At 37.5% G+C, this 10,209-nt stretch carries 13 protein-coding genes and 1 other RNA gene; 7 read left to right on the top strand and 7 right to left on the bottom strand.

Annotation, left to right across the window (positions count from 1 at the left end; translation table 11 throughout):
* Positions 1–134: 134 nt before the first annotated feature.
* The 5 genes from queF to PN450_RS10690 all read right to left on the bottom strand — a co-directional run bounded on the left by queF (position 135) and on the right by PN450_RS10690 (position 2,074).
* A complete protein-coding gene (gene queF / locus PN450_RS10710) occupies positions 135–590 on the bottom strand; it encodes a preQ(1) synthase (protein ID WP_148765894.1) in 456 nt (151 codons plus the stop codon).
* Between the two features lie 77 nt (positions 591–667).
* Positions 668–1,090 carry a hypothetical protein gene (locus PN450_RS10705; RefSeq protein ID WP_148765896.1) on the bottom strand — a complete coding sequence of 141 codons (423 nt, stop codon included), beginning with the start codon at positions 1,088–1,090 and terminating at the stop codon, positions 668–670.
* 156 nt (positions 1,091–1,246) lie between these two features.
* Positions 1,247–1,648, bottom strand: coding sequence for a phasin family protein (locus tag PN450_RS10700; protein ID WP_148765898.1), 402 nt, complete (start codon positions 1,646–1,648; stop codon positions 1,247–1,249).
* Between the two features lie 25 nt (positions 1,649–1,673).
* Positions 1,674–1,770, bottom strand: an RNA gene (gene ffs / locus PN450_RS10695) — signal recognition particle sRNA small type.
* A 37-nt stretch (positions 1,771–1,807) separates the two neighbouring features.
* Entirely contained in the window at positions 1,808–2,074 is a 267-nt protein-coding gene (locus PN450_RS10690; RefSeq protein ID WP_015079290.1) for a YciI family protein, read from the bottom strand.
* A gap of 361 nt (positions 2,075–2,435) precedes the next feature.
* On the opposite strand from PN450_RS10690, the gene PN450_RS10685 reads away from it, so the two are divergent.
* The 6 genes from PN450_RS10685 to PN450_RS10660 all read left to right on the top strand — a co-directional run bounded on the left by PN450_RS10685 (position 2,436) and on the right by PN450_RS10660 (position 6,370).
* Positions 2,436–3,221 carry a glycoside hydrolase family protein gene (locus PN450_RS10685; RefSeq protein WP_148765900.1) on the top strand — a complete coding sequence of 262 codons (786 nt, stop codon included), beginning with the start codon at positions 2,436–2,438 and terminating at the stop codon, positions 3,219–3,221.
* A gap of 138 nt (positions 3,222–3,359) precedes the next feature.
* Entirely contained in the window at positions 3,360–3,710 is a 351-nt protein-coding gene (locus PN450_RS10680) for a curli production assembly/transport component CsgF (protein ID WP_148765902.1), read from the top strand.
* A 193-nt stretch (positions 3,711–3,903) separates the two neighbouring features.
* Complete coding sequence (locus PN450_RS10675) at positions 3,904–4,206, top strand: hypothetical protein (protein ID WP_148765904.1); 303 nt, start codon at positions 3,904–3,906, stop codon at positions 4,204–4,206.
* Complete coding sequence (locus PN450_RS10670) at positions 4,196–4,561, top strand: type II toxin-antitoxin system PemK/MazF family toxin (protein ID WP_148765905.1); 366 nt, start codon at positions 4,196–4,198, stop codon at positions 4,559–4,561. The genes PN450_RS10675 and PN450_RS10670 overlap by 11 nt, the downstream gene beginning before the upstream one ends.
* A gap of 163 nt (positions 4,562–4,724) precedes the next feature.
* Positions 4,725–5,369, top strand: a complete 645-nt coding sequence (locus PN450_RS10665) for a hypothetical protein (RefSeq protein WP_271836255.1) — start codon at positions 4,725–4,727, stop codon at positions 5,367–5,369.
* A 401-nt stretch (positions 5,370–5,770) separates the two neighbouring features.
* Positions 5,771–6,370 (top strand): hypothetical protein, encoded by a 600-nt coding sequence (locus PN450_RS10660; RefSeq protein ID WP_148765909.1) that lies wholly within the window; start codon positions 5,771–5,773, stop codon positions 6,368–6,370.
* 359 nt (positions 6,371–6,729) lie between these two features.
* Here PN450_RS10660 and PN450_RS10655 read toward each other — a convergent pair whose 3' ends face one another.
* The gene (locus PN450_RS10655; RefSeq protein WP_271836254.1) at positions 6,730–7,953 is read right to left on the bottom strand and encodes a ribulose bisphosphate carboxylase small subunit; all 1,224 of its coding nucleotides are present in this window, start codon (positions 7,951–7,953) and stop codon (positions 6,730–6,732) included.
* A gap of 124 nt (positions 7,954–8,077) precedes the next feature.
* A complete protein-coding gene (locus PN450_RS10650) occupies positions 8,078–9,514 on the bottom strand; it encodes a BCD family MFS transporter (RefSeq protein WP_271836257.1) in 1,437 nt (478 codons plus the stop codon).
* A 125-nt stretch (positions 9,515–9,639) separates the two neighbouring features.
* Here PN450_RS10650 and PN450_RS10645 point away from each other — a divergent pair, with 125 nt between their 5' ends.
* Positions 9,640–10,176, top strand: a complete 537-nt coding sequence (locus PN450_RS10645) for a GNAT family N-acetyltransferase (protein ID WP_271836252.1) — start codon at positions 9,640–9,642, stop codon at positions 10,174–10,176.
* The last annotated feature ends 33 nt before the right edge of the window (positions 10,177–10,209 follow it).

The following is a 10,209-nucleotide window of genomic DNA, read 5'->3' as shown; positions in this document are numbered from 1 at the left end:
TATTCGGAACCATTACAGTTACTCAAAATATTTATTGACTTTAAATTAACTACAAAACTCTCGTATATATTTAATATTATGAACCTATTGTCAGAAAATGTCAATAGATGTCTGAAGATTTGATGTCCTATTCTTTACTCCTGACTCCTGACTCCTGACTCCTGACTCCTGCTATAAACACCTTTCTGATGTCTAACTTCAACTACTGTATGCACATTCCCACGAGGGGTAAAATCTGTTTTCACGGTGACTTCTAAAGGATCACAAGCAGCGACAAAATCATCTAAAATTTGATTGGCTGTTTCTTCATGGGAGATATAGCGATCGCGGTAGCTGTTAATATAAAGCTTGAGTGCCTTCAACTCTACTACCCTTTCATCTGGAACATAGGTAATATAAATGGTCGCAAAGTCAGGATAACCGGAAAAAGGACATTTACAAGTAAATTCCGGTAAAGTAATATTAACGTCATAGCGTCGCCCAATGCGGGGGTTCGGAAATGTAATTAATTTCCCTTCCGCAATTTCGCGTTCACCATATTTCATTTCTTGACTTGCTGGAGATACAGTTTCAGGTGCAAAGTTACTCATTATATTAGTAAAAAGAAATGCAGATATTCACAATTATTAACTTAACAGTTTTTAACATTTCTCTCCAGCTTAATGAGTTACTTACTTTCTTTTTCCCAGTCAGGACAATTTTTATCATCCCAACCATGAGGGTGCATAGCACAGACTAACAAATTACCGCTATAAACCTGGCCATGATAGTTACTACAACCAATACAAGCAGCATTTTTTTCTAGTGTCGCTTCTACTTGATATGGAAAACCAGGATCTATATCTTCGGTGATATCTTCCAGTTCCCAGTAAATCTCCAAAATTGGTTCGGCTAAATCTTGTAAAAACTGTTCGTGCAACGTAGCTAAAGTATCAATATCATCCTCAAATGCGCTTTGTACTTCTTCAGTAATCTGTTCCGTAACTTCAAAAAAAGCGTCTATCATGTCATTCACTCCGAGGAAGAACTGCTCTACTTCATCAGCCACGGTTTCGATCATGTCTATTAAGTCTTTTTGCCACTCTTCCATAACTTATACTCTCAAAGGCTAAAAACATGATGCTAAACGCCGTCTGACTGAAAGTTATAGAGTCTACGGTTAGTAATTGCAAGTAAAACCATCTTGGGTATAGCGTCATTTTTCTAGAATTAAAAGTTACTGATACCCAAGGTGAAAATTTTATCTTTACGGTTTGCGTTGCAGCCGTTTTAACTCTTCCTGTAGTTCTAGCACTTGATCGCGGAGATGATCTACGTTATCGCCATTTTCTTTATTTTCTTTTTTCGCCTCTTTCATACTAGGCTCTTCGTCATCATCTATGATATTTATCCGACGAGGTTCGGAAGGGGGTGTTTTTTCAGGCGTTTGTCCAGAGGTTGGTTGCTGTTGAGCTTGCTTCATCATATCTTCAACGAAGCGACGAGCCTCTTCTGTGTTCATCTCGCCTTTAGCCACCATTTCATCTGCTAATTTTTGGACTTGCGATCGCAGTTCGGCTAATTTTCCGCCAGCTTTTTCGCCAGCGTAAGAAGCTAACCCAACGCCGAGATAAAAAGCTTTTTGTACAATATCTCCAAAACCAGGCATTGCTGCTGAAAGCTCCTACAAATAAGGCGACCCGGAGACTACGCCTACCACAAGCATCCCTTATTGCTGCTACCTTCCGGTCCTGACAAGATTTGGGCGTTGAAGTTGCATAGATCCAGGTCTTTCATCATCATAACACTAAAATTCAAAATTTGTGTACTATTCCACAACAATTCGCCATTCAAATAATTGGTAGCTGACACAATCGTTCTGTACCAAGGGATCAGCCAATACTATTGCTTGTGCTTCATCCATTGATGCCGCCTCAAATAACATCATTCCACCACCCTTTTGCGCCCAATAACCTGTTTTAGCTTTGTGTCCTTTAGTAATCAACTCTTGAACATAGGCTCTGTGAGCGGGTACATATTGGTCAAAGGTGGGTTTATCAAGCTTACCAGTTTCAATTTTAACAAACCAAGGCATATTTCAGATCGGGATTTTTAGATTAGCAATGTTTCATTTAGTCTAAAATATCATGATTTGTTATCGTATTCCCGCTAATTCATATATTTTTGTGATTTATGTAATATTTCAGAACAAACCGCTATCTGTTTACACATCTATACTGTATACTTAGTTAGTAAGAGTTAAGAATAAAATGAGTCTAAAAACAGACAACTAGTAAATAAAAAACTCATATACAAGAAATGCACTGTGGAAATCGAGCAGGAACATTTAATTGTATGAGGATTATTTACTTGTTGCCAGAGGTAAACAGGAAATTTCGCATTGGCTTTTTTCCTTGTTGCCAAACTGATTAAATCAATGTCACCAGGATATCATCATGCCTAGCAAATTAAATCTCGATAGCAACGAAACTCTCAAACAAGGTGCGAAAGGACAAAAAGTTCAACAACTACAAGAAATCTTAAAAGCACTCAATCTAGATCCAGGAATAATAGATGGTGATTTTGGCAATAATACTGTCAAAGCCGTTAAACAATTTCAAAGTCAAAAAGGGCTTGAAGCAGATGGTGTAGTCGGAAAAAATACTCAAAATGCTTTAAATAATGCTCTTGGACAAGCAACAACAAGCGCAGCGTCATCTATATCATCTCCAACTTTAAACACCCCTACAAAAGGTTTTGGTGGGATAACTGGAAAACTACCACTTCCAGGTGTTCCTCTCATCAAAGAATTTGAAGGTTGTTATTTAAATGCTTATCGAGATCCTCTCAGTGGTAATTTACCTATCACTATTGGTTGGGGTACTACTAAAAAAAGAGATGGTAGTAACTGGGAATTAGGTGAAAGCATCACTCAACAAGAAGCAGATGATTTGTTGATGCTTCAGCTAGAGAATAGCTATCTACCACCTCTGCAAAAAATTCCGGTTTGGAATGAGTTAAACGCCAATCAACAAGGTGCTTTATTAAGCTTTGGTTATAACTTGGGTGCTAGTTTTTATGGTAATTCCAATTTCTCAAGTATAACCAGAGTTTTGAGAGATAAAAAGTGGGATGAAATTGAAGAAACTTTTCTAAAATACAGAAATCCTGGTAGCAATGTAGAAGCTGGATTAAGACGAAGAAGACAGGCAGAAGCTAAACTATTTTTAACTCCTGTTTAGTTAATAATTGAAGATCCGTAGAGAGGTTACACGAAACCTCTTCACATGACAAGTGGGACGCTGAATAATTGTCTCTACTACTCGTCGTTTTGCCTTTGTATCAATAGACTGGGAAACACTAAAATTAAGGAGATTACCATGAAAAAGCTGCATAAATTACTAATGACCAGCACCGTCATAGTTTCTATATTTGGGTGCAATATTCACAGCACTCTAGCACAAAATAGTCCAGAATTTAAAGCGATAGATTCTATAAAAGATAAAAATATCTTAATTGCTCAATCTCAACCTAGTATTAATAATACGGTTCAATTTGCCGTTAATGCAATCCACAAACTTAGACAACAAGGAAAGATTAATCTTCGTCGAGAAGGTAATTACACTTTTGGTGATATTAAGATAGAGATAGATAATGTAAAATCGGAGTTGCTGAATCAAAACCTTAATGATTTCTATAATAATGACTATACTGCCACAAATTTTTGCTGACGGGTGGTTTAGTTTCCTAGCTTTTTTCAATGCGATTTACGGTGCATCTAAAACCCAAGAACTCATAGTAAAAGCCAGAAGTCAATTAAACATAAAAGACCCATTACAAGCTGAAAAACAACTCCTTAATCATTTTTAGTGCGATCGCCGATATTATAAACTACAATAAAAATACTTAAAGAAAGGGCTAAAAATGGTCAAATCAACTTTGTACACGACGGCAAAAGTCCTGCCAGGAAATAAAATTGAAATTCAAGCTCCAGATCTGACTGTAGGACAAACTGTTGAAGTCGTTATTTTGGTTCAAGAAGTTATTTCTCATTCTTCTACCACCGAAGATATCTCTCCATCCTTAAAACAGCGTCTTGCTTTTCTGAAGTTACCAATGACTGAACGTAGGAATATTCTCAAAAGTCAAGCCGATATAATGCTCTCTCACTATCAACAAGATTCTGAATGGCAGGAGTTAATGGCAGGTGACATCATTGAGTATTAACCCTGATCTGCCAAAACGTGGAGAAATTTGGTTAGTCAACTTCGATCCTACTGTTGGTGCAGAAATCAAAAAAGTGCGTCCTGCCGTCGTCATCAGTTCAGATTCAGTAGGAAAGCTTCCTATCAAGCTTATTGCTCCTATTACAGACTGGAAAACATATTTTTCATCAAATTTCTGGCACGTTAAGATTGAACCTAACAGTATCAATAGATTGAATAAAGATTCTGCAATTGATACTCTTCAACTAAGGGGGGTGGATTTACAAAGGTTTATTCGTAAATTAGGAAGCATTTCTGAAATTACAATGCTGGAAATTATAGCTTCCATTGCTACTGTAATCGAATTTGAGGTCTAACAAATCATTGCACCCGACCGTGTGTTAGATAACTCGTAATCATGTAAATTTATTGGAGGCGGGTGAGTTCAACCTTTAAATTACCTAATCTTTAAAACTTCTATCTTTCTCAAGCAAAATGTCAAATGAATCAAAAATCCCATGGCCAATTTGGGCTGCTGTTATGCTGGCTTGCGCGTTTATTGCTGCTTACGCCTCTCGTCCCCAAACCGACGATCAAAGAGTTGAGGATCTACAAAGAAAAATTAGCAGTTTAGAAGCACAATTAAATCTTCAGCAACCGACTTATTCTCCAAGTGTTTCTGAACTATCGCCATCTCAATTTCCTAAATTACGAACGCCAGAACCCTCTCTATTAGATGTGAACAACCCAAAATCATCATCTAAAGCAATACCTACATCAACTCCTACTATTACTGCTGAACCAACTCCAAGTTTATCAAATCCAAAATGGGACGATAGTGTTTTAAATTCTGGTTCTGTAGGAACTGAATATTCAACTTCGTATAAGATGATCGAAGGACCTGTATTTAATCAACAGAATCAACAAGTAGAGTGGATTGTTGAATTTTCATTTCCTCCAGAAGTAGAAAGAAGCCCTGCACTGAAAGAAGCTTACTTAAAACTTGAATTATGGGATGGCTTTAGGGCTGAATTTATAGATAGTTCTGGTGTGATTTTAGAAGCGAAAAACCTTGATAAAGAAGGTCAAGGAGGCAACAGAAGACGATATACTTTGAGAGTTCCCAATAGTATTTGGGAAAAATGGTCAAAAGTAGCTATGGTAAAAGTTGTCAGATATAGGTGAGACTGCTTATATAGAGTTGAAGCAAAATTACTCTGTTGATGAAGCAAAAACACTTTGTGAATTAGGTTTACAGCCAAAAGAATAATTAAGATCGAGAAAATCTTACTCATATATTACTGATAGGAAATAATCATGAACACATTTCATAAGTGGTTGATGAATACGACTGTCATAACCTCTATATTAGCCGGAAATATCAACTTGGTACAAGCACAAAACAGATCAGAATTGCTTCTAGTTGATCAACTCCCAACTAACACGGAAAATTTCAGAAAAGGTCAGACTATGAAACTTATTTGGGCGTAAGTCGTCTACTCATCCCGTAGCAAATGTCTAACTTAGCCGTTAGAGTGGACGTAACTAGTATTTTGATTACCAACTTCCTTCAAGGAGATTAACCAATGTCTGCAACCTCAGCTTATCGAAACTCGAACATGAATTTGCAAAAATGGGCCGCTGCTGTGGGTGGCATTGCTGTACTTATCCTTTCACTTACCCCGACAGCAAATGCAAAGCCGACCCCAGCCGAAGCAACAATTTGCTCCCCCGTAAATGGTCAATGGTATTTCGGAGGCAAGCCTGGTCCGATTATCACTCAAAAGGGCAAGCAGCTTTCGGTCGATATGTCCGTTTATGGTCGCCCCACTGCAACTGGCAAATTTCTAAATGAAACTCAGATCAAAGTCACTTTTCCGGACGATGCAACCTTTATTGGGACATTAAATCGTCGGGGGCAGATTAGCTGGGATAATGGTACCCTTTGGGAAGCCCGGGATTTTTCAGGTACTTGGAAATTCTTGGGAAGACCTGGTCCGATTGTCACTCAAACAGGGGATCAGCTTTCGGTCGATATGTCCGCTTACGTTCGCCCAGTTGCAAAGGGTACGGTGACTCCCCCCTCTGCGGCAAAAGTTAACTTTCCCGACGATGGAACCTTTGGTGCAACGCTCGTGAGTCCGAGTTGCATTAAGTGGACAAATACGACTATTTGGACGAAATAGCGGTCATTATTGTTGGGTTTCATCCACAGCTTGTAGTGCGATCACAGATATTGTAGTGTGATTGCACATACATACCGCATAAATCAAATATAAAGGAATTCCGCATAGACTACAATAAAAATACGGCGTTGCTGAACTTAGGTATGAAATTGACAAATTCAAAATTTGAAACTTTGCGCCTTTGCACGAAATAAATATCATAATCATACCCCAATTCAGCAGCACCAAAAATATTTAAAGAAAGGGCTGAAAATAGCCCTGCACTCGACCATAAGGTAAACCACTTATAACCACCCAAAGTAATTGTCAACGGGTGAGTTCAACCTTTAAATTACCTAATCTTTAAAACTTCATACCAATTACTTGCTATGAGGACGCTGAATAATTGTCTCTACTACTCGTCGTTTTGCCTGTGGATCAATTCCTACTAAACGTACATATTCACCGCTATATTCAGATAAACAAGCTTCTAAGGTAGAAATAGCATCGGAATGGGCATCAATTTGAAAAGAACCGCAACTTTGCCAAGAACCTGTGCGAAAACGCCGTTCGTCAACGTGTTCAATGCCAATTTTACAACCTTGGGCTAAAATTTGCCGAACTTGTGCCTGAGTTTCTAAACTTAAATGAGTAGGTTGATTAATCGCAGGTTTACTCACAGGAACTTCCGCAACAGGAGAATTTGCTTGATAACCTTTACCTCGATTTAAACGATTATATTCATCCACTAAATGAGAAGTTTCCACTCGTTTTTGTTCACCAACCATAAATTTACCCGACTCGATTAAATGCGATAAAGTAAAATCTGGCTTTTTAAATGCTGGTGGACCCTCCAAACTATTGACAACTCGCAAAGAGACATTTTCAAAACCAATTTGATGGATGAAATTACGGATTTGTTCATCATAAATCCGGGAACGCAAAGCACTAAAAAAGTCAATAGATTGATGGGGAAAAGTATCAACAAATTGTGCAATTTCTCTTTGTGAAAGACCATCTTCTGCAAAAATTCCTCCCACAATTCCTACCTTATCATCGCGGTTCGGTTCCCAGTAAAATTTGTCCATTCTCCCATCACGAATTAATGGTGCATAGAGAGTAGAAAAATCATTTCCGGTGACAATAATCGGGACACGACATAAAGGATTGGAGTCATAACTTCCCGGTAATTGCACATCTGTGGGATTATCAGCAATATTCATCAATGTGGCATTTACCAACTGAGTATTTACTGTATATTGAGTTCCTTCATCAAAGCGTCCTGCACCTGCATCTAAATCATTAATCATCAGTACGCACATTTTCCCCCGTACCTTGATTAATTCTGCTGTTTCCCGATAACGTAACCGAATTAACCGCGCAGGATCTCCCGCGTCTGGACTTTCTAATTCTCCTCCAGATATCAAGGTGACTTCGATACCCATTTTCTCAAAAACTAACTCGCATTGAAAAGTTTTTCCCTCACCTTTGCGGCCATGAATTCCTAAAATTAAAGGAACGCGAATCCCAGGAATATTTAAGAAATTTTTGGTGATATGAACTGCAAGTTTATCAAGAAAACTAGGCGCAATGTAGTAACTCATAGAATGTATCCCTGGTTAGTTGTCAGTTGTCAGTTGTTAGTAGGGGCGAAGCATTTGGAAGATAAATTATCGGTCATTGCCAAAAATAGTTCTCCAAATGCTTCGCCCGTACAGTTGTTAGTTGTTAATTATCTAAGTCACTTTCGAGAATAGAGGCTAGAACTTGTCTGGTATTAGTTTGAAATTCTTTGACATTAACACGATTCAAAAACCAAATTGATAGTAACATTCCTAAAGCTTCTAAGACAAATACCAAACCATAAGCTAATACTAAATTATCTGGTAAAAACTTACGTCCCAAATCTAAAACAGTACCACCAATTACCGTAGCAATGCCTCTAGATAAAGATTGGGCAAGTCCCCAAGCACCAATAAATGTACCTGCGGCTTCGGCAATTGTTAAGTCTAACATTAAAGTTACTGCTGCGGTGGTCACAAAACCAGTAGCTAAACCAAATAAAACTAAAGTTGATTTTAGTAGAGATGGATTTGCAGAAAATCCCGAAAAACCTATTAATAAAGCGGCAAATGCTACTAAAATACAACCTAATTTGATAGTTCGAGCTTTACCTAAACGGGGAACAATGAAAAAACCCGTGATACCATAGGAAATTAATATCCCTGTCCCGTAAAAAACGTTGAGTTTGGTACTTTCTGCTAAGGGCATTTTAAAGACTTGCCCCGCATAAGGTTCTAAAATGGGATCTTGCATAAACAAGCTAATAGTCATCACTAATAAAAAGGTGAAAAACAAGCCTGTTTGTGGACTAGCTGTTAAAATTTTCCAGGCACCTTTTAAGGTGATACCATCTTCCCGATTTCCTTTATTAGCACAGTTAAAAAAACGGGAATATTTTTTTTCTACACCTACAGTTGCAATAATTGCTAAACAAAAAACTATTCCAGGAACAATCACAAATAGACGATTAATTGCTGCTTGTAAAAGTTCGATGGGTGCGTTTGTGCTTAATTGCTTTAAGAGGCTGGAACTGATAATTGCCCCTACTATAATCCCTACCATTAACATTGACCAAACAATCCCCACAACTTGAGAACGGTTGTCTTCTTCGGAGATATCCACTAATAAAGCTGCAAATGCTGTACTACTAGCGCAAATTGCTAAACCGTAAATTGCGAACACTAAACCGAGAACCGCTGTCCAACCGATGGTTTGGGTAGTCCATGTCCAAGTATCAGCAATATTAGCGGCATTTAACTGCCACATTACTTGTACCGCTAAAAATGCTGCGATCGCAAATATTCCTGCTCCTATCCAAACGTAAGCCGTGCGATGATAACCTAATAATGGTTTAGCATCGGACATTTGCCCAAATAAAATCCTTGTGGGGGCGATAAAATAAGGTATTGCTAATACTAAGCTGCCTATAGTTGCCGGAATGGCGATTTCCTGAATCATGACGCGGTTAAGCACTCCCAGAGTCAAGATAGACATCATACTCAACCCCATTTGAAACAGTCCTAGCCGAAACATGGTCAAAATGTTGACCTTGGGGATAGATAAGGATTGATTTGGGGTGTCAAATGTATCATCCATTGCCATAGCTGTTTGTTTGTATTGTTTACCAGATACAGAAATCAAATATGAGTCTTATGTTATCTCAATTAAATGGTAAATTAATTTTGGCAATCCTGACATTTAATTTTTATTAGAATACAATTCTCACCATGAATGATTCATCAATTACCATTACTAAGTTATTAGATTCTGATTTGGAAGAACTGAGAAAAGTCAGTCAAGAAATTTGGTATAACCACTATTCTTCAATTCTCAGCACTGAACAAATCGAGTATATGCTAACTAAAATGTATGGAACAGGAATAATTGAAAATGAAATTTATAATAGAGGGATATTTTATGATAAAGTTTTGCATAATTCTAAATTAGTTGGTTATTTATCATACAGTTCAGAAATCATAGATAATATTAGTTATTTAAAATTACATAAATGTTATTTGTTGTCATCTTTGCATGGTTTTGGCTATGGTCAAAAGATGTTATTTCATATTTATCAAAAAGCGCAAGCAATGAATTTGAAACAAATAATCCTGAATGTTAATAAAAGGAATGAAAAAGGAATTAAAGCTTATTCTCGATTTGGTTTTAAAATTATTGATAGTCAGGTAATAGATTTTGGTGATGGATTTGTATTGGATGACTATATAATGGGCTATGAGATTTACGAGAAGTTAATTATTCAGTAGTTTATTGAGTAGTGTTAGCGACAGCGTAACGCA

Origin of the sequence: Dolichospermum lemmermannii CS-548, from assembly GCF_028330815.1 — a bacterium.
Taxonomy (GTDB): Bacteria; Cyanobacteriota; Cyanobacteriia; order Cyanobacteriales; family Nostocaceae; genus Dolichospermum; species Dolichospermum lemmermannii.
This window is presented reverse-complemented; position numbering and strand designations above follow the sequence as displayed.

Bases quoted from the DNA above. Each gene is read 5' to 3' on its own strand.
- queF (WP_148765894.1), bottom strand. From the start codon at position 590: ATGAGTAACTTTGCACCTGAAACTGTATCTCCAGCAAGTCAAGAAATG.
- PN450_RS10655 (WP_271836254.1), bottom strand. From the start codon at position 7,953: ATGAGTTACTACATTGCGCCTAGTTTTCTTGATAAACTTGCAGTTCAT.
- PN450_RS10705 (WP_148765896.1), bottom strand. From the start codon at position 1,090: ATGGAAGAGTGGCAAAAAGACTTAATAGACATGATCGAAACCGTGGCT.
- PN450_RS10645 (WP_271836252.1), top strand. From the start codon at position 9,640: ATGAATGATTCATCAATTACCATTACTAAGTTATTAGATTCTGATTTG.
- PN450_RS10700 (WP_148765898.1), bottom strand. From the start codon at position 1,648: ATGCCTGGTTTTGGAGATATTGTACAAAAAGCTTTTTATCTCGGCGTT.
- PN450_RS10665 (WP_271836255.1), top strand. From the start codon at position 4,725: ATGCTGGCTTGCGCGTTTATTGCTGCTTACGCCTCTCGTCCCCAAACC.
- PN450_RS10685 (WP_148765900.1), top strand. From the start codon at position 2,436: ATGCCTAGCAAATTAAATCTCGATAGCAACGAAACTCTCAAACAAGGT.
- PN450_RS10650 (WP_271836257.1), bottom strand. From the start codon at position 9,514: ATGGCAATGGATGATACATTTGACACCCCAAATCAATCCTTATCTATC.
- PN450_RS10690 (WP_015079290.1), bottom strand. From the start codon at position 2,074: ATGCCTTGGTTTGTTAAAATTGAAACTGGTAAGCTTGATAAACCCACC.
- PN450_RS10680 (WP_148765902.1), top strand. From the start codon at position 3,360: ATGAAAAAGCTGCATAAATTACTAATGACCAGCACCGTCATAGTTTCT.
- PN450_RS10675 (WP_148765904.1), top strand. From the start codon at position 3,904: ATGGTCAAATCAACTTTGTACACGACGGCAAAAGTCCTGCCAGGAAAT.
- PN450_RS10660 (WP_148765909.1), top strand. From the start codon at position 5,771: ATGTCTGCAACCTCAGCTTATCGAAACTCGAACATGAATTTGCAAAAA.